Raw genomic sequence first — 18,899 nt, 5'->3', positions numbered from 1 at the left:
TCCTCTATCTCCTTCTTTTATGGATACATACTTTGTCTAGCTGTACTAACTTAAAAAGAATAAATTTAAGCTTTTATTTCAAGTATTATTTTCTACTTCCGATTTCAAAAAAATTAAAATAATTATACGCATTACGATAACAAATATTCTCCACTATCTGACTAAGATACATTTCATCATCTGGAATTCGGCCTGCTTTAACCCACTCGCTTAGTAATTGACATAATACTCGACGAAAATACTCATGGCGAGGATAGCTTAGAAAACTTCGAGAATCAGTCAACATACCTGTAAAATTCGACAACAAACTTTGTTGCGCCATCGTAGTCAACTGTTGACGCATTCCTTCAGCTGTATCATTGAACCACCAAGCACATCCCAATTGGATTTTTTGAATCATACCCCCTTGGAAGCTTTGCATTGCTGTTGCTAGTGGAAGCCAATCAGTTGGATTTAATGAATATAAAATTGTTTTTGGTAAGCACCCACTCTTTTCAGCGGTATCGAACAATGCTACAACATTTTGTGTCAAACTAGCTTGATCCCCCATCGAATCACCACCGACATCTACTCCAATTTGTTCCTTTAATATACTTGAATTATTTCTTAAAGCATTTAAATGCATTTGCATCGTCCAACCATATCTTGTATACTCAGACATCAAATGTAATTGAATACCTGTAACAAATTGTGCAATTTCTGATAAATGGAAATCCGTTTTTCCTGCTAAAGCTTTTATTAACAGATTGTCGAGTATTTTTTCATCTGCTATTTCATAAAAATAAGTATTCAAACCGTGATCTGCTAATCGACAGCCAATTTGATGAAAATGATCCACTCGTTGGCTCAATGCTTGCTTCAACCCATTAAAGTCTTTGATTGGTATAGCCGCTGCTTGACTAAGTTTTAAAATATAGTTCGAAAAGCCTGATGATTTGATACTCCAGACCTTATCTGGACGGAAAGTAGGTAATACCTTGAAAGAATTATCCTGTTTAGAAAGCTCAGTATGATACCCCAAGTCATCTGTAGGATCATCCGTTGTACAGATGGCTTTCACATCCATCATCTCCAACAATTCTTTCGGGCGATAGGAATCCGTTTGGATTTTTTCGTTAGCACGTCGCCAAATTTCTGGTGCATTCTTCTCAGAAATTGTCAAATCAATATCAAAGTAACGTTGTAATTCCAAATGAGACCATTCAAAAATAGGATTACCTGGCGCCTTCTCCACTGTTTTTACAAAAGCTAAAAATTTTTCATAATCATCACCTGGACCACTGATCAACTCTTCTTCTATACCATTAGCTCGCATCAATCGCCATTTATAATGATCTCCAGCTCCTTTATCATTTAACCATACCTGAGTCAAATTCTTGTATTGCTTATTTTCTAGCAAATATGCTGGGTCTAAATGACAATGATAGTCGATAATTGGTTGGTGTTTTGCAAATTTATGAAAAAGTCTTTTAGCTATTTCATTCTCTAATAAAAAGTTCTTATCTAAAAACATATTTAAACACTCCTTTCCTTCCGTTAGTTTTTAGAAGAGAAAATTTTTCCTCTAAATAAACTCCATTATATAATTATTTACTCGCCCCCTTTTCAAGCGCTTCCCAAATACCATTTAAATAAACTGCACCTAGAGCTCGGTCATATAATCCATAACCAGGTCTACCGGTTTCTCCCCAAATCATCCGACCATGATCTGGACGAATATAGCCATTAAATCCATTATCGTACATTGTTTTTAATATCTTATACATATCTAGAGAACCATATTCTGATTTATGCGGCGCTTCGTAAAAATCGAGTCCATTGTCACTTAAATATTTGATATTACGAACATGTGCAAAAGGAATCCGATCCCGTTGACAAAATTCAGATAGAATTTCATAGACATCATTATCTGGTCGTTCTGCAATACTTCCAGTACATAATGTAATACCATTAGAAGGAGAATCCACTACATTACACAACCAATCTAAATCGTCACGATTTTTAACAATACGAGGTAATCCGAAAATGGAATATGGTGGATCATCTGGGTGAACTGCCATTTTAATCCCAACTTCTTCACATGTCGGGATAATTGCTTTGAGAAAATATGCAAAGTTCTCTCGTAATTTCTCTTCATCAACTTCTTTATAGGCTTCTAATAATTGCTTAATTTGTGATAACCGATGAGGTTCCCAACCCGGCAATTCAAAATTATTAGTAGAATTTTCTACTTTTCTAATAATTTCCTCCGGATCAGTAGGGATATTTTTTGAAATATAGGCTAACGTAGAAGACCCATCATCTAAACGATAATCCAAATCCGATTTTACCCAATCAAATACTGGCATAAAATTATAACAGATAACCTCAATCCCAAATTCTGCCAAATTGCGAATCGTCTGTTTATAATTCTCAATGTATTGATCTCGTGTTTGTAAACCAATTTTGATATCATCATGAACATTAACACTCTCAATAACTTTCAAGGTAAGTCCATTGGCTTCGACTTCATCTTTTAAAGATTTAATTCGTTCTCTCGGCCAAACCTCTCCGGCTGGTATATCCATTAATGTTCCAACAATTCCTTTCATTGCTGGGATCTGACGAATTTCTTGTAGTGAGATTTTTTCTTCATTTGCCCCATACCATCTAAAAGTCATTTCCATAGTTACTTTCCTCCAACTTCTGTTATATATTTATTGATTGTTTTACGAACTGCTTGAGGACCTACTAGCATTTCGCAAAAGATTTTTTCAGTTTTCTTTCCTACCCCAACTTGATATAAATCTAAACCAAAAATTTCTTTATTTTCTAAAATTTCCTGTACCGCACAATGAATATTTGAAGGATCTTGTTCACCTAATTTCAATACTGATAATTTATCCTGCAACTCTACCAATAACGGATCAGGACTTGGCACAAAATTTTCCCCTTGATCATCGACTGCCAGTAAATAACGTAACCAAGCAGCAATAGCGATAGGAATAAATGTTAGATTTTCTGCATTTCCGTCTTTTTCGACATACTTTTTAATTGTTTCACCATAGCGAATCGCTACTTTTTGAGAAGTATCTGTTGCAATTCGTTGTGGTGTATCTGGAATATAGGGATTAGGCAAACGTTTATTAATTACTTCATCAATAAATTGTTTTGGATCAATAATGCCTGGATTTTCAACTACTGGTAAACCTTCTAAATAACCTATTCCTTTGATTAAACCAACCAAATCATCATCCTGCATCTCTGCTGAAATTGATTGATATCCTAGCAGACAACCTGTTACTGCCAAAGCAGTATGAAGTGGATTCAAGCTTGTCGTAACCTTCATGATGTCTGCTTTATCAACCGTCTCTCTATCTGTCATAATCACACCAGCCTTTTCCAATTTAGGCCGGCCATTTGGAAAACTATCTTCAATAACTAAATAATGAACTACCTCAGTATTAGTGAAAGCAGCAATATTGGTATGTTTTTTTGTGTGAATGATATCTAAATCCTCGAGCCCCATCATCAATAGATCTTCCTTTACATTCTCTGAAGGATTTGGCGTAATTCGATCAATCATACTCCAAGGAAAAGTCACTTTTTCTTTATCCTTTAAATAAGCAATAAATTTTTCAGAAACATATCCTTCTTTTTGCCAAGCTTCTGCAATCGTAAAAATACTATCTTGAAAACGTTGACCATTCTGTGAGAAATTATCAGTAGAAACCATCGCAATCGGCAACTCTCCAGCATTAAATCTGCTATATAACAAGGATGTTACAATACTCATCGTATGTTGAGGATTGCTAGGTCCAGATTTGATATCAGCTTTGACTACCGAAAAGAATTGCCCTTTAGAATCTTTTAAACTGTAACCTTTTTCAGTAATAGTAAACGTTGTAAACTGTAATTTAGGATCTTCAAAATATTTAACCACTCTTTGATAGTCCGCTATATTCTTCGGATTGCAATATAAACTATCAGCCGTTACTGCCAAAAGCCTTTTTTTGAGTTCACCATCTCCACTCATAACAATTTCCAAAATGTCATTGTTGTAGTCATGATAAGCTTTTTCCACTACTTCTTCATCAAATGTTTCACACACAACTACTCCTGTTTCTAATTCATTTTGATCTGCTAAGCATTGAGCAATTTCTGCATGAAATCCTCGATAAAGATTTCCTCCACCAAAATGAAGCCATACTGGATGTTGCTGGCCTTCTTGCTTAACTTCTTTGACATCAAAACACGGCAGTAGAATCTGCATTTCATTGAATTCTTCGATAGAATTTTGCCAATTTTTAATCGAAACCATAATTAACCTCCTTAAACTAATATGTTAATTTTGATACATTTTATATTTTAAAACCCGTTGTAACCGTTGTCAATATAAAAATGGAATAAACTTGCTTTTTTTCTACCATATCAGAATTATTGTATTTTTTATTCAGAAAAATAAAATACTCCTTCTTTTTGGACTGATTTTATCGAAACTTATTTTTTTCTTTTTTTCATGTATTCTTTTATTTTTATAACTAGTGTATTACTTCAAAATTTGATATTATATGGCATGAACAGAATTAAAATATCAGCTAAAATAAAAGTTAAGGAGCATTGAGTATGACAATTAAAACTAGTCTCCAAAATCAAGCTTACCAATCTATTCGCCGACAAATTATCTATGCTGACTTAGAACCTGGAAAAAAAGTATCAGAAAAAAAATTAGAAGAAACACTTTCTATTGGTCGTACACCAATACGTGAAGCACTGATTCAACTCCGACAACAAGGTCTTGTTGATACAATTCCTCAAAGCGGAAATTATATCTCATTAATTGATTTAGATTCGGCCAAAAATGCTCGATTTGTCAGAGAACATTTGGAACGACAAATTATGTTAGAGTGTTGTGCCAAAATTAATAACCAAAAAAAACGGATTTTAGAAACTATAATTTCAGAACAAGAAAAAGCTGTTAGTCAAAAAAATGCTCGTAGTTTTTTTCATAATGATAATTTATTCCATAAAGCTTGTTTTGAAATTGCAGAGCGAGAAGAAGTATGGCAATGGTTAGAAAATAACAATACACACTTAGAACGATTTCGTTGGCTACGAGTAAAAACGGAAGGATTAAAGTGGGAAAAAATTATGGAACAACATTATCAACTATTTGAGGCATTAACAAAACAAGATCCAGAAGAAGCTAACTTTCTAACATCGTTGCATCTTCATTTAATGCTTAATGAGCAAAATATTGTTTTAGCTACTCATCCAAAATATTTCAAAAGTATATAACTTTTAACTCTTTTTAAATTAAATGATTGTTCTGATCAGAAAAATATCGCTTGTTTTCTTATTATGTAATATATTTCATAAACTATTCTGCATAACAACTATTGTTTGTACTTTTTACATTGGATAACTAATTATGACTGCTGATAACTTTTGATATTAAACTAGTATCTCCAATCCAAATAAAAAATAGATATCTTGTTCATCAAAATTAGTTCATGGATACTTACCTTCATTTACATCATTCAGCGGTTTCTCATTTTCTTTTATTCTATTATTTCATTTTCTAATAGACTTGGCTTCATTTCGCAATACTTTTTTACAATAGGCATCAAATTGGTGTTGTTTAGATATTTAGTTGTAGTTTTGTGACATGATAAGTATGCTCCTTTTTGTCTTTTCCACTAATACAACGATCAAAGGGTGCTTTTTTCAAAAAACTAGAAAAATCAAAATAAGATTCGTATTTTGATTCTATATATCCTGTTTCAACTACATCTTATATTTCATAATAGAATAAATAGCCTTTTGCATAGCTGCTTAACTTATAAGAAATTGCAATTTACTTCTTCAAAGTGAAAACGAATATGAGTAAAATAAAATTATTCTTCTTACAGATAATTAAAAATAGCGCGTAACAAAAATCGGCATTCAATCACATAATTAGGATTGATGCCGATTACTTATATTCTACGTATAGTTTTAGTATTCTTTTTTTATCACCAGTAACCAATTGAGAACAGTCCTAAAGCAGAATAGTCTTTTATCTCAAAACGCTTAATTTCAGGCTTAGGAATATGAATAATCTTTTGAGTATATTCTTTCTCTTTTAATCTTACTGAAGAAATACCACTGCCTATCTTTTTTACAAATATTTCATTTGGTGTACAGACTAATAAAACAATATTTGTAATCAATCCTTGCACTAAAGAATTAAAAGGAAGACTATTTAAAACAGGGTGTGCATAACTATAACATGTGAAGTAGTTATTTTGAACTTTAACTTTTAAAAACTTTAAAAATAATCTTATTTGTTCTTCTAAACAATCATCTATACTCATATAATCACTCCACTAATTACTTCCCCCAACAAGAAATAGCATTAATAGCTATACCAGCTGCAATAGTTGCAGCATTGAATTTTGCAAATTGTGCAGGAGTTAAACTTCTTTTTGCTACATCTAAAAGTATTTTAACAGCATAATCATAATTTTTCCCTTGCAACGCATTAATTAAAGTTTGCATTAGATTTTCACGATTAAGTATATCCCAAACAACACACCAAATGGTAATGAGTTCATAACAACACATGCAGCATACTTTTGAAGATCACGTTTTTGACGCTTTCCTGTTGGCTGCACAAAATTTTCTAAAATAAATTTCCCTGCTATACCTTCAGAGCCATCTAATTCAGCTTTTTTCTGTATAGCTTCTAAATCAGTAACTATATATTGATGTGTTTCTGTATCAACATAACCAGCTTCTTCTAAATAGAATTTCAAACTCTCTACTGCCTGTTGTCTTTGTGTTTCTATATCAGGAACTTCATTCACTTTTTCAGCAGCATAAACACTGGTTCCGGCACCGACTAACGTACTTAATCCAATTAACATTACACCTAATAATGAAAAAAACTTAAAAAAACGACTCATTTTTATCCCTCCTGAAAAGTATTGTTGATTATCAATTTTTATCCTTTTAAGCTGTTCAATAAGACGTTTTTACGTTCCTTCCGTTTCTATTTTATTCTTTCTGTCTTATAACAGCTTTTTTCAAGTAAAGAACGATATAATTCTTCTTAAAAAACAGTCTATTTTTTCGGTATATAATAAAATTGTATTGTTACCTACATAGCGAAACAGTACCAACATCATTCAAATGAAGATAGCAAATTTGCTTCTTCCTTTTTCTTAAGTGACTATTTAAATAACCAGAAAAAAACTAAAATCACACTGATATCCCAAATAAATTGAAATAAAGGAAAAAGTTTTTTTCTACCATGATAGTTTTTCAAAAAATAGAAACTCGTACTATTTAAAAGTAAAATAACTAGCATCGTAAAGACTACTGATTTATCTAAACTTCTATAAAAAAGTGGGCTAAATAATAAAGTAATTAAAAAATGAACTATTTGATATTGTTTTTTTTCATATTAACAGATCGCAGCTCCTGCGATTCCATAGGCTGTTCCTACAGCAAATGGAATAACGGCTGCACCTACTCCCGTAAGGCTTAAACCTAGAGCAGCAGCTGTATAAATCCCAGAATGTAGAAGTCCAGCCCCAGTGAAAGCCCAACTGCAGGCACTTCGTTCACCAGTTTTATTATTTGTTTTTTGATCTTTCATATAATTCTCAACTTCATGAAGCTGATCGGTTAGCCATCCATGGCCATTTTTTTTGAATAGAACGATTAAATTCATTTAGATACTGTTGGATTTCAGAAACTGTAATTTCAGAATTAATTCTATCTAAACTTGATTTTAAATCACTCTCATCAATAATATATACTAATCGATTTCCTTTAGAATCTTTATGTGTGGCTAAATTATTTTGAATGATATTTATTTCAGTTTCTTGTTGTTTTACTAAAAAATTATTTGTTTCAGAAGCATCGACACTTATTCCAGCGCTAACAAAAGTACTTAAACCTATTAAGAAAACACCTAAAATACCAAATATTTTAACTATTCTTTTCATAATTTTTCCTACTTAAAAATAAGTTATTTTTAAAATATCTTGATTATGAATTCATCCCCCAAAGGCCTTTTAAGATTGATACAGCAGTCCGTTCACTTCTTTTAGACTTGTCATATAAGTCTTTTAAATGATCCCATACCAGACTAGTTTGTCTATCTAGCTTCAATCCATTAAACGCTAATGAACGGTTCATTTTTTCTATTACTTTAGATAAAGCTACAGAAATTTTTATACCTTCACAACGCGCATCTTGGATTTCAATAATAGTATCATCAATTAGTTTTTGAATTTCTTTCCTATCAACATATTCAATCTTAGAAAGAGAATCTTTTAAAGCTACTAATGATTCAACGATTTCTTTTTTCTCTTCAGACATTCTCTTCCTCCTTCTAGTGACCCGTAAAGCCATGTAGAGCAGAGTCCATTGAACCAGTAATTACACTATCTACAACGCCATTCCAATTTACTCTACATTTTCCATTTTTCAGATTTGTCGGTCCATACGGATAGACTTTTTGACATTCAATGTTCGGATTATACCAGATAGGATTATACCATTCAGCCGCAGAAGCAGATTCAGTCGATACAAACAATCCCACACCAACAAAACCAATACACATCACACTATAGCCAATTAATTTTTTCATCTCGTATCCATCTCCTAAAAAATAGAATAGTTCTTGTAGTTATTCATAAGACATATTTTTTCCGTTTTTGTTTTATCCTTTCTGTCCTATAACAACTTTTTTCAAGTAAAGAATGACATACTTCTTCTTAAAAAAACAGTCTGTTTTTTTCTATTTTTTCGGTGCATAATAAATATGAGTGTTCATTTTTTATTTTAATACACACTTCGTACATAATAAATCTTGATCGCATCAATCTTTTGAGCTTCTTGATCTACTTTCAATTGAAGTAATACAAATTGAGTGACCTCATTCGTTGTTTCTTCTCCAAATAACAAATATTGATCCGGATTCTCTATATCTTGTGTCACCTGGTGAAGTTTCCCAGTTGTTTTCATTTGTACATGCGGGTCTACATCAATACTATTGTCTTTAATACAACGATCCGTCATATAGTCCCTCACAGCTTGATTGCGTTTATAAACATCTGTGAAATTACTCCATTTTCTAGCAAAATCTTTTAAGAAATTTTTTGTCATTTCATCTATTTGTTGCGCTGTCTCGTCTTCTAATGAACCAATTTGACTGTTACTTTCAGTACTTTGAAGAGTTCCACTTGTTTCTTTTACTGCTTCGATTGTTTCTTCTGTCGTTGTCAATTGTGTTTTTTGTTTTTCAGAAGAAAACCAATGACAACCAGTAAGACCTATCAAACATAACCAACTAAATACTAAAATTATTCCTTTTTTCACGCTTCTAGACACTGCCTTTCTTATTTCACCTTACGAACCAGACTACGAATTTTTGTTTGATTGTACGTGCGTTGATACCGAGCCATAATCCGTCCTTGCTCGGCATTCTGTTCCACACTAGAGAAATGTTGTCCGCCATCTGAAACATCTGTTATAATTCCGGTGTGACCATAGATTCCAGGAGACAATGCACCACCTGCTTGCCAATTCACCACATCTCCTGCTTGTAAATCACTTGGTTTTGGGTTCATGATCACTTGCCAACCATAGGCTGTCCAATCATAATCTTCCCCTATTAACATCGCAAACATGTGTCCAGAACCCATTAACTGTGGGCCACCTAGTTGGGATACATACCACGCCGTGCCACCATAACACTCTCCATTATTTACCGATCGTCCAATGATCCGATCTAAAACTTTCGCATTACCTTTACTTTTCCCTGCAACAAGTGACGATTTTTTTGTTGGTAGGCTATTCCAATGTTTGATCGCAAAAGTATCATATTCTGTTAAGTTATAAGACTTTATGATACTCATCGCTCCTTGGTAATACGGACTGCCTTCGGTAATACCTGCCGCCGCATAGCCTCCACGACCTAGAATCAATAAACAACTCCCAGGATCTTTATTGCCCACACATTGATTAAAGTTGCTTTGACTCGCCACCAAAAAGCCGTAATAGTCATAACAATCTTTCAGGTTCGGAAACTTCATATAGAAGCCACCTTCAGAACCACCAATCCCCCGTGCAGAACCTTGTGGATAGGGACAACCAGGAAACCAGGTAATCCCAAAGAAGTTTGTATCGTTTCTTCCAGATTGTGATTGTCCATAAGTCGATTCATAACCTAATTGAGAAAGAATCACACTTGGTAATAACTGATACTTTACCGCTGCACCGACTGCTGCTTGCGCATGTTCATCTGTGATCGGACCACGTCCTTTAATCTCTGAAAAAATCGGTAATCCTTCGGTATATTCCCAATTAAAAGCGACAGCTAGACCTGTAGCCTCTCCTCCATCCTCGGAAAGTTCTCCTGAAAAAAAGAATGGCAATAGAAAAAAGGGAAGAATAAAGAAAAGCAGACAACCTAGACACCCTTTCTTCATTTCTTCCTCATCCTTTCTTCGATAATGGTTTTTGAACTGTTCGTCCTTTTTGTAAAGTAAAATCGGTTCCTGGTTTTGCGTCCAAAATCGGCAATGTTTCATTTTTCTTTTCTATTTTTTTCGATTGCTCTACTGGATTATTAAAAGAAGAAAATGCAGGTTGTAAGGATTTTGGTACGGAAATCGACGGTTTACTTTCAGACGAACGTTGTATCTGTCGTTGCACAGAACGATTTCCTGATAGAGTGGCTACCGACGACTTAGGAACAGAGTATTGATTCAATAACTGCTGCATTGCTGGATAACTCCCATTTTTCGCCTGATTTTTCACTTGGTGAATCTGTTGTGAAAGAGAACCAGCAGCTGTTAATTGTGGCACGGGTACTTTTCCAGCAGGCAACGGAATCGATTGACCAACAAAAGCGATACCTTTATTTAACAATGGTTTTCTTTGATTATTCCCTTGTTGCTTACTCGATTGTGCCAACGATTGTACCTGTTGTTTCGGTCTTACTGAATTCATGGACGAATTTGGAATCAAACCATTTGAAAGACCAGAATTCCACTCTGTTTTTGATTTGGTAGAAGACATTTCAGGCTCTACCCCATGATAACGAACATGACGACCACTATAAGGCAAGTCTTGATTTGAACGCCCACCTAGTTCAAAGGGATTAATCACTTGCCCCCCTTTTACCGATTCTTGTGGTGTACGTTTTTGTTGAAACTTTTGAAATCCATGTATCGCTGCAGAAGCGAGTGGATTCGTTGCTCGGTACACATTCCCTGCTAATCCTGCACCTTTGATTGCCAAATTTTGCCCAGCAGTTGATAGTTGACCAGGCAGTTGTTTCATTTGAGACAAAGAATGACTTGCTATGTTTTTCGTGTTATTTATGGTTTGATCTGCAGCTCCTAACCCTAGTTTCTTTAATAAATCTTTCCGTTTTACAATGAGTAAAATTGATAGGAGTGCTTTGACAAACATATTTCCTAAAAAACCAAAAACAGTATTCATTAGAATTAAATCGTCTACTATGTTATAGATCAAAAATGCCACCAAAATAATCACACTGTAAAAAGATTTTTGAAACATCAAGCTCAAAAAGGACTTTAAGGTATTCATGATCATATAATCAAATGCTGGAACAAAAGAAGCGAGTAATGAAAAAGGAATCACAAGTAATAAACACAACACCAACATTTGAAAGATAAAACGAATCATGCCAATCACTACAAGTGGTAATCCAATACTTAGATTAAGCAATGGCACCATAGAACCAACGACTGCTTTATAAACAGCTTTAGTTGGTTGAATATAGACACGATAAGCCTTCTTTTTCCCTCTATCTTCTCCTGCAGCAGTGGTCACTTTTGTCTCAATATCAGATAATTCTTCACTTGACGCTTCCTTGGCTAGAAATTCTTGTGGTTCAATCTCTGCTTGATACAATTCTTCTAAATTTGTTGTCCCATAATTTAACAATAGATACGGATCAACAACAGCCGCTTTATAATAAAGTTGGCGCACTTTTTGAATGGCTTCCTTTTGTGTCGTTGGCACTAAAACACCATTGACATCTTTTGTCGCCAATTCATCTAGACTATTTGTAGCAGAAAAAATAAAGCCTTCTACCTCCACGGACAAATCATTTAACCCTTTAGTAAAAGCTTCTCCTTTACTAGGTACGTTACTACCATAGCCAAACCAAACCATTGAAAAAATGACAACAAAGAGAAATCGAATAAACACCATTTTTGCGTAATGTTTCCCTCTAAATATACGAAGAGTAAATAGATATAACACATACAAGACGACAATCCCCGCACCAATAGGATCGTATATTTTCGAATAAATAGTATCCGAAAAAGTGAAAAACTGGTGAATTAACTCGTTCATTGCAGCTCCTTCATAGAGCTTCTCAATGACAAAATCAAGGCCTTGCCAAATCAATTTACTTAAACTAAAGAACATATTCGTCATCATTTTTAGAAAATCTGTGCCATTTGCTCCAAATAACATTTTGCCTAATGAAAATTCACTATCAGATAAATAAGAAGAAAAGGTATCAATATGAAATTTCCCGATCTCATAGATCGATTGATCCACCTGTTTTTCTACCGCATATACCAATCCACCAACAAAAAACAGTCCGAATCCAACCGTTAAAAAAAGCCAAACGCACCATTTCTTTTCCTTACGCTTTATATAAGCCATTGTTTCACCTCGTTTCTATTGCATGATTAACGTATCCTGTTCTTCTATTTGAGAGTGACTTGTTTTTTCCGTTGTTTGTAATGCAGCGGTCATTTCTTCAAACAAACTGTGTACATTGAGTTTTCCTACACGTCCATAGGGATCTAACATCCAACACTGTCCTTTAATCATATGGCTCATTTCAGATAAGTTCGCTTCATTTACTTCCAAACGTAAATGAGTCAAAATCTTTTCTCGCTCACTGTCTTCATCAAAAGCGAAGACAACACCAAAATTCCCTTTTTCTTTATCTGAACCTAAGTCGCCAATAAATTGTGTATCTAGCACTAATTGATTCATCTGTGAACGCCCCACACGCGCCATTGCTGCAATAATACTACGTCCCGCGTTCGAATTATTAAATACCCATGCTTCTGTAAAATAAATCGCTGTTTTCTTACTACTATCTCGTTTTCCAAACATTTCACAAAAACGACCTAAACTAATCATCAAACACAAAGACTTTCGATCCGCATCTGTATATAGTTCTGGTCGGACATTGTCATTTGGTAATTTCAAATCTTGGATCTCTAAAATCGTTGTTTTGGCATTAAAGTCTAATCCCGGGTTTTCTCCATAAGAAAATCCTAAACGTAAAATCGAATCTTCTACCGTCAAGCGTAAAAACTCACCATATTCTCGAACCTCTTTTTGTTCCATTTGTTCTAAATACTCGACCACATGCATCAAGCCAACTTGTTGTCCGGCTTCTTTTTGAACTAAAACTTCTTGGATTCCCTTTAATACCGCCCCTTTTAAAAGGTGATTGGTACCTAACGGACTTAACTCATCAATCATATCCTGGGCTACTTGTTTCGCATCTACTCGGGATAAACAAACAATTGGATCTAATACGCCATAATTACGGGGATTTGTAGCATCTAACGTGACATAACTCATTTTTTGCAAATGTTCCACAAACAAAGGGTAATGTTTCTGATAATACGGCTCTTGAATGAGTTTCGTAAACCATTTGCGCTTTTCTCCTTTGGGATCCACAAATAAACTTTGTACATTCATAAACGAACTATACAAAAAGAGCAATCCAACTAAAAAGGTCTTCCCTTTACCGGTTTTTCCAGTTACTGCTACATGAGGCGCATCAAACAACGCACCTTTGATTCCTTCCGCAATAGCTAGAAGATTCAAAAAGACAAAACGATTTGACGCATAAATTAATTCTTCTAATGGTGTTTTTTCTCCTCGAGAACCACCATCCCCTAATGTATCTTGCCGACCAATATACCAGCCGGATTCCATACCTAATTCTGATACTGCTGAAAACAACCATTCGCCAATTGCTTCTACAGTTGTTCGGTGCTTCCAATGCAACTGTCGACCCAATGGTTGCCCTAATAAACATTTATAGAACAATTCTCGTTGATCATTTTTTGCACGGTGGATATGGATAGTCGTATGAAGCTGTTGAATAATCGTTGCACTATTTTGACGAACTTCTTCAACCGTTTGACCGTATACAATAAAACATGCGATCCAATCGACGACAGGTTGGCCATTATCTACTCGTTGCTTTAAATGTTTTACTAATCCCCGAACAGTTAATAAGCGTTCGCTAGGTTCTTCATCGTTTTGAACCAATTCCTTATGTTCTGTTTTGAACCGTTCCGATAGCCAATTTAGTTTTAAACCAATACCTCCCTGTCCTTTCAAGCGTGGATAGTGAATTTTCATTCGTAATTCTGCTGGGAAAGAAAGATCCTGTGCAAATTGAAATAGATCACAGTTTCTCATATTTTCAGGTGTTTCTCCAATAGGTAACAACGCTAAATAACTAGTCCCCAACTCATCTTCTAATTGAAGAAGGCCTTTATGTTCCTTCGGCATACGTACATACGTTCCTTGATTGTCTTTCAGTACTTCCCAATTATTTTGTTCTTCTACTTTATGAGCCATTCCTCGAATATATTGCAGACGATTGAGATACAACAGCTCTTTTTTTACTAAGGGACGAATAGAAAAGCTATAAAGTAATTGTGTCACTTCTTTTACATAAGGATCACTTTCAGAAAACAAAGTTTCTAAATCATCTACTTCTAATCCAAATAAGCGTGCTAAACTTCCTGCTACATCTAACCAGATTAGATTTAGTACATCATAAAAACTCTCCACGGTTGCTTTTTCTTTGACTTTGATTCCTAAAATAAAGGAAGGACGATAGACTTGACCTTCTCGTTCCAACAATGTCACTGTTTCTTTTGCATAATACGCACCAATTGCTTGACTATCGGGAGAAAATCCCTTTCCTAATGTGTCAAATTTCGTCCGTAAATTCATTGTTCGTGGATACATCACCAACTCCACATCTTCATAATCTGCTAAAAGTAACAGTAAACGAGCCATCATTTCTTTTATTTCCTGTGTCTTTTTTGGTGTGTTTTTTGAAATGGTTCGTGGAAAAACATGATAGTAGGCCCAGATACAATCCTCGCCATTTAACAAACAATTTTTCTTTAATGCTTTCACTGGTTCTTTTACAAGTACCAATAGATCTCACCTCCCAATTAAAAAAAGGAACAACCAGTTGATTGTCCCTTTTTCTAATCCTCTAAATAAACATACTTATTCGCAAAAAGTAATTCTTCCAATGCATTATTTGATACCTTGTCCCAGTTATAATACACACAATCACCATTCATCATACGCACTACATAACAAAACCAATCCCATAAATAAAAATGCACTTTTTTTCCATCAGGTTTTAGTTTTGCCAGTGCTAACACACATAAATAGGGTAGCCCTATAAAAAAAACAACCCCTGCTGGTGGAAAAAAAGAAATAACCCAACCAATAAATGAACGTAAAAATAAATATTCAAAGATTACGACCAATAAAAAAGTTGCTGCATTGACTAATGCAACTGGAAATGGAAGACGCCAATTGCTTGTAATCTGTTGTACGCGATAAGGCTCCGCATAAACAATCGAATAATCGTAAGGTTCCCAATCCACTTCACTATCCTCCTAATCCATAAATAATTTTTCAATGATTTTACCAAACGCATCAAATACACGCGTTGGATCATTTAAGAAGAAATAGACTGCGGCACCTGCTGCGATAGATATTAATGCATTTCCTACTTTTGATTTCATAAAATTTCGCAATCCCAGATAAACAACCACCATTATTAAAAAATAGCCACCTTGCGTTAATATAAAATCTACAATTCCCTTCAGTGTCATTTCCGTTCGTCTCCTTTCCTATCCAACCAATTATGTGTGAGTTTTTCAACATAATACTGATTTGTTTTTTTCGTAATAACAAGCGTCATTTGTTCTTTTTGTAAAAGTGACGTATCACCATCTCGAAAGACGACTGTTGCTTTTACAATAAAAGTTTTTTTCGTTTCTTTATAACGCAATACTTTCATCTCTACTTGATCAACTTTAGCTGTCTGATTGAGTCCTTCAGGTTCTTTCATCATGTATGACATATCTTTTGCATTGTTTTTCGCATACTTATCTAAGAAATCTTCCACAAATCCTTCCACATCTTTCGCTTCCGACGCATCAACCGTTTCGTATAATGTGTCATCATAAGTAATCATTCGTTGTTTTTCTGTATTCTTTGGTAGTGCCGTAAAATAAGGATAAGCAATAATACGACAGCCCTTGTTTGAAATAGAAAAGGGAAGATTGAGTACTTGTGTGATTGTCACACTTGTTTCTTTCTTATTCTCTGGATCCATCGAGCGAATATCATAAGTTACTTTATAACTAGCTGTTGGAATGGTTTCAATTTCTTTTAATCCAATAAACGAAGCAGCAGTTAATTTTCGAATACCTGAAACACTTCCTGGTTCTTGAATAAAGTTTTGTGCATAAAACTCTTTTTTTAATATTTCTTGACGTTGTTGTTCTTGTTCATGATTATCGAATGTATTCATATACAAAGCAACAAAACGATTCATAAAGGATTCAATTTCAGGTGTGTACGTTAATTCTGACTGACTTTGTACTTCTTTCTTTTGTAATTGTTGGATTTCATCTTTCAAAAACGACACTTGAACCTTCGTTTTCATGGATTGAAAAAATGCCAAGCCCCCTGAAAAACAAAGAAATAAAACCAAACACCAAATCCATTTCACTGCTTTTTTTGAATGGATTTTCCTTTGATTCGGTACTTTCTCTGTATAAACTTTTTCTTTCCGCCGTAGTTGTCGTTTTTTCATAAGCTACTCCTTCTAGTATGTTTTTACTAGTACGTACGATTGACAACGATAAGCTTGTTTTTCTGAAAAATAGTCCATTCAATTACCCTCATTTTCTATTCCTTTTCTCTTTCTTTTATATCCAACAAATCCAGCAATACTTGTCAACACTCCTCCTAGAACAGAAAGTACAACATGTATTTCTTCACCAGTCTTTGGTAAGACTTTTGTTTTTCCATCTGCTGTTTTGACTTCAATATTGCCACTTGGAAGTTTCTTTACAGGAATCGACAAATCCTTTACCAAATTCCCTTCACTATCTTGGATTAATGGAATTCCATCTTTTACACCAACAATTGTTTGTCCACCTTCTGCTTTTAGTGGAGTTGTTGGTGTTGGAATATGGGTCAATTCCTCTACATTACTAGTGACAATCGGTACACTCATTCCTTGAGAATTATTCGTCGTAATTTCACCGTTTGGGGTTACCGATACTGTGACTTCTTTTGCTGGAACAATAGGTTTATTTTCTTTTGGAATTGCTTCTGATTTTTCAGCAGGTTGTTTCGGTTCTTCTTTTGGTTCTTCACTGGTAAACGACATCGTTGGCTGTTCCGTACTTGACGAATCGGTATTCGTTTCAGAAGAACTGGTTGTTCCTGATTGTTCTGGAGTTGTGACTATACTTGAATCCGTTGTTGTTGAACTGTGCACACCTTCTTCTTCAATTGGATCAGTCGGCAAAGTTGATTCAGGAATCTCTGGTTCTGGTGCCACTGGCTCTTTTTCAGGTTTCTCTGGCTGCAAATGTTCAGGTTCTGCTGGTTTTTCCGTTGTTCCTCCATTTAGCTCTGTCTCAACATCTGATAATCCTTCCCCTGGCAATGTTTCTACAATTTCTGACTTAGGTGTTTCTACAGTTTCATCTGCATAAACCAATGAACTCCCTAATTGAAACGAAAATAATGAAATTCCTAGTGTTGTTACGACTGCTAATGTTGTTTTTTTCATGATTATTCCTCCAATTTTTTATGCAATTCGTGTTTTGTTCATAGACGCCGCACTAATATTATCTGAACGATAAAAGAACTCCCGTCCGTTTTCTTCTAACCCAACATATGGATTATTTTTGAATAATTGAATCAATAGTTCACTGGTGTTGTATTTTGGATAGTTTGCAAAAAAATAATACTGTGCTTGTCGCCCATCCGAAAATTCAACAAGTAATTCATAACGATACCGCTTCAATCCTTTTCGTTGTTTTAAAGGATCTCTATACCAACTTGTCCATCGTTCCGTTCGTGGACCGAGATAGACACGATACACATAGAACAATGCCATACCACATACCACCAAAAATAATAATCGCCACATAAAAATTCCCCCTTTTCTTCTACCTTTCTTGAATCACCGAACATTCATACCCTCGGTAGAGATCCGAAAAATCCATCATTAATTTTTCGTATAAACGTTGTTGCAAATAGCGATTGTTTCGAATACATAATTCTTCATAGCCATCAATCACTTGATCTTCTTTCTCATAGCATCTTGTAGCTCTATGACGCTCAGCTTGCATGACATAACCAAACTCTGCACCATATCGTTCTACCGTTAATAACTGTTGACTACGCAATAATGCAATATAACAATCACAAAAATGTTCAGCCGACATTTGATTTTTCTCACGTTTGTGAAATAGGTATTCTTTAGAAAGCACATTATTCGTTAAACAATCTGATAAATAGCGATAATCTGGCGGTCGGTTATTTTCATCTGTGAATTTTTCCCATAATAAACTGATTTTTATTCGTTCAGCGGCTAGATAGTCTTGTTCGCGTGGATAAAATTCATCAATCGTACAAAGCTTTTTTATCACCCGAATAAACAAATCCATATAATGCGAAACGAACTCTTCCTTTTCAATTGGCTCTCCTAAAAATTCCAGTGACATACCATCTTCTCCTTCCTTAAAAAATAAAAAAGCAGAAACCGATTTGGCTTCTACTTTTCT

At 34.6% G+C, this 18,899-nt stretch carries 21 protein-coding genes and 1 pseudogene; 1 reads left to right on the top strand and 21 read right to left on the bottom strand.

The genetic code is table 11. The features are described from left to right. Positions 1-85 precede the first annotated feature (85 nt). The 3 genes from uxaC to KQI94_RS05160 all read right to left on the bottom strand — a co-directional run bounded on the left by uxaC (position 86) and on the right by KQI94_RS05160 (position 4,300). A complete protein-coding gene (gene uxaC, locus KQI94_RS05170) occupies positions 86-1,513 on the bottom strand; it encodes a glucuronate isomerase (protein WP_002353538.1) in 1,428 nt (475 codons plus the stop codon). A gap of 73 nt (positions 1,514-1,586) precedes the next feature. Next, the gene (gene uxuA, locus KQI94_RS05165) at positions 1,587-2,666 is read right to left on the bottom strand and encodes a mannonate dehydratase (protein ID WP_002353539.1); all 1,080 of its coding nucleotides are present in this window, start codon (positions 2,664-2,666) and stop codon (positions 1,587-1,589) included. Positions 2,667-2,668: 2 nt separating this feature from the next. Then, the gene (locus tag KQI94_RS05160; RefSeq protein WP_002353540.1) at positions 2,669-4,300 is read right to left on the bottom strand and encodes a mannitol dehydrogenase family protein; all 1,632 of its coding nucleotides are present in this window, start codon (positions 4,298-4,300) and stop codon (positions 2,669-2,671) included. A 311-nt stretch (positions 4,301-4,611) separates the two neighbouring features. On the opposite strand from KQI94_RS05160, the gene KQI94_RS05155 reads away from it, so the two are divergent. Next, positions 4,612-5,277: a GntR family transcriptional regulator gene (locus tag KQI94_RS05155; protein ID WP_033655473.1), complete on the top strand. Its 666-nt coding sequence runs from the start codon at positions 4,612-4,614 to the stop codon at positions 5,275-5,277. Between the two features lie 159 nt (positions 5,278-5,436). Here KQI94_RS05155 and KQI94_RS16525 read toward each other — a convergent pair. From KQI94_RS16525 to KQI94_RS05070, 18 genes and pseudogenes are all read right to left on the bottom strand, one after another. Further along, positions 5,437-5,628: pseudogene (locus tag KQI94_RS16525) on the bottom strand (sigma-70 family RNA polymerase sigma factor); the annotation flags it as partial. A 365-nt stretch (positions 5,629-5,993) separates the two neighbouring features. Continuing rightward, positions 5,994-6,335: a hypothetical protein gene (locus KQI94_RS05150; RefSeq protein WP_002353543.1), complete on the bottom strand. Its 342-nt coding sequence runs from the start codon at positions 6,333-6,335 to the stop codon at positions 5,994-5,996. A gap of 16 nt (positions 6,336-6,351) precedes the next feature. After that, on the bottom strand, positions 6,352-6,519 hold the full coding sequence (locus KQI94_RS05145) for a hypothetical protein (protein ID WP_002353544.1): 168 nt from the start codon (positions 6,517-6,519) through the stop codon (positions 6,352-6,354). Next, on the bottom strand, positions 6,519-6,926 hold the full coding sequence (locus tag KQI94_RS05140) for a hypothetical protein (protein WP_002353545.1): 408 nt from the start codon (positions 6,924-6,926) through the stop codon (positions 6,519-6,521). Before KQI94_RS05140 ends, KQI94_RS05145 begins: the two co-directional genes overlap by 1 nt. A gap of 500 nt (positions 6,927-7,426) precedes the next feature. Next, the gene (locus KQI94_RS05135; RefSeq protein WP_002353547.1) at positions 7,427-7,621 is read right to left on the bottom strand and encodes a hypothetical protein; all 195 of its coding nucleotides are present in this window, start codon (positions 7,619-7,621) and stop codon (positions 7,427-7,429) included. Between the two features lie 13 nt (positions 7,622-7,634). After that, positions 7,635-7,973, bottom strand: coding sequence for a hypothetical protein (locus tag KQI94_RS05130; protein WP_002353548.1), 339 nt, complete (start codon positions 7,971-7,973; stop codon positions 7,635-7,637). Positions 7,974-8,016: 43 nt separating this feature from the next. Continuing rightward, positions 8,017-8,349 carry a hypothetical protein gene (locus KQI94_RS05125; protein WP_002353549.1) on the bottom strand — a complete coding sequence of 111 codons (333 nt, stop codon included), beginning with the start codon at positions 8,347-8,349 and terminating at the stop codon, positions 8,017-8,019. 13 nt (positions 8,350-8,362) lie between these two features. Further along, positions 8,363-8,620, bottom strand: a complete 258-nt coding sequence (locus tag KQI94_RS05120; RefSeq protein WP_002353550.1) for a hypothetical protein — start codon at positions 8,618-8,620, stop codon at positions 8,363-8,365. A 194-nt stretch (positions 8,621-8,814) separates the two neighbouring features. Then, positions 8,815-9,351: an EF0163 family protein gene (locus tag KQI94_RS05115; protein ID WP_002353551.1), complete on the bottom strand. Its 537-nt coding sequence runs from the start codon at positions 9,349-9,351 to the stop codon at positions 8,815-8,817. A gap of 20 nt (positions 9,352-9,371) precedes the next feature. Beyond that, on the bottom strand, positions 9,372-10,463 hold the full coding sequence (locus KQI94_RS05110) for a glucosaminidase domain-containing protein (RefSeq protein WP_002353552.1): 1,092 nt from the start codon (positions 10,461-10,463) through the stop codon (positions 9,372-9,374). A gap of 7 nt (positions 10,464-10,470) precedes the next feature. Further along, complete coding sequence (locus KQI94_RS05105) at positions 10,471-12,681, bottom strand: hypothetical protein (protein ID WP_216454326.1); 2,211 nt, start codon at positions 12,679-12,681, stop codon at positions 10,471-10,473. Positions 12,682-12,696: 15 nt separating this feature from the next. Continuing rightward, complete coding sequence (locus tag KQI94_RS05100; protein WP_002353554.1) at positions 12,697-15,225, bottom strand: ATP-binding protein; 2,529 nt, start codon at positions 15,223-15,225, stop codon at positions 12,697-12,699. Positions 15,226-15,278: 53 nt separating this feature from the next. After that, positions 15,279-15,689: a TcpE family conjugal transfer membrane protein gene (locus KQI94_RS05095; protein WP_002353555.1), complete on the bottom strand. Its 411-nt coding sequence runs from the start codon at positions 15,687-15,689 to the stop codon at positions 15,279-15,281. 12 nt (positions 15,690-15,701) lie between these two features. Beyond that, complete coding sequence (locus KQI94_RS05090) at positions 15,702-15,920, bottom strand: TcpD family membrane protein (protein ID WP_002312989.1); 219 nt, start codon at positions 15,918-15,920, stop codon at positions 15,702-15,704. Continuing rightward, entirely contained in the window at positions 15,917-16,909 is a 993-nt protein-coding gene (locus tag KQI94_RS05085) for a conjugal transfer protein (RefSeq protein ID WP_002353556.1), read from the bottom strand. Before KQI94_RS05085 ends, KQI94_RS05090 begins: the two co-directional genes overlap by 4 nt. Positions 16,910-16,987: 78 nt before the next feature. Next, on the bottom strand, positions 16,988-17,899 hold the full coding sequence (locus KQI94_RS05080) for an LPXTG cell wall anchor domain-containing protein (protein WP_002353557.1): 912 nt from the start codon (positions 17,897-17,899) through the stop codon (positions 16,988-16,990). An 18-nt stretch (positions 17,900-17,917) separates the two neighbouring features. Then, on the bottom strand, positions 17,918-18,262 hold the full coding sequence (locus KQI94_RS05075) for a hypothetical protein (protein ID WP_033655468.1): 345 nt from the start codon (positions 18,260-18,262) through the stop codon (positions 17,918-17,920). A gap of 19 nt (positions 18,263-18,281) precedes the next feature. Continuing rightward, on the bottom strand, positions 18,282-18,839 hold the full coding sequence (locus tag KQI94_RS05070; RefSeq protein ID WP_002353559.1) for a hypothetical protein: 558 nt from the start codon (positions 18,837-18,839) through the stop codon (positions 18,282-18,284). Positions 18,840-18,899: the final 60 nt, after the last annotated feature.

The sequence above is a fragment of the Enterococcus sp. S183_ASV_20 genome, from assembly GCF_018919685.1.
GTDB classification, from domain to species: domain Bacteria; phylum Bacillota; class Bacilli; order Lactobacillales; family Enterococcaceae; genus Enterococcus; species Enterococcus faecalis.
The sequence above is the reverse complement of the archived record's forward strand: the minus strand, read 5'-3'. Positions and strand labels throughout refer to the sequence as shown.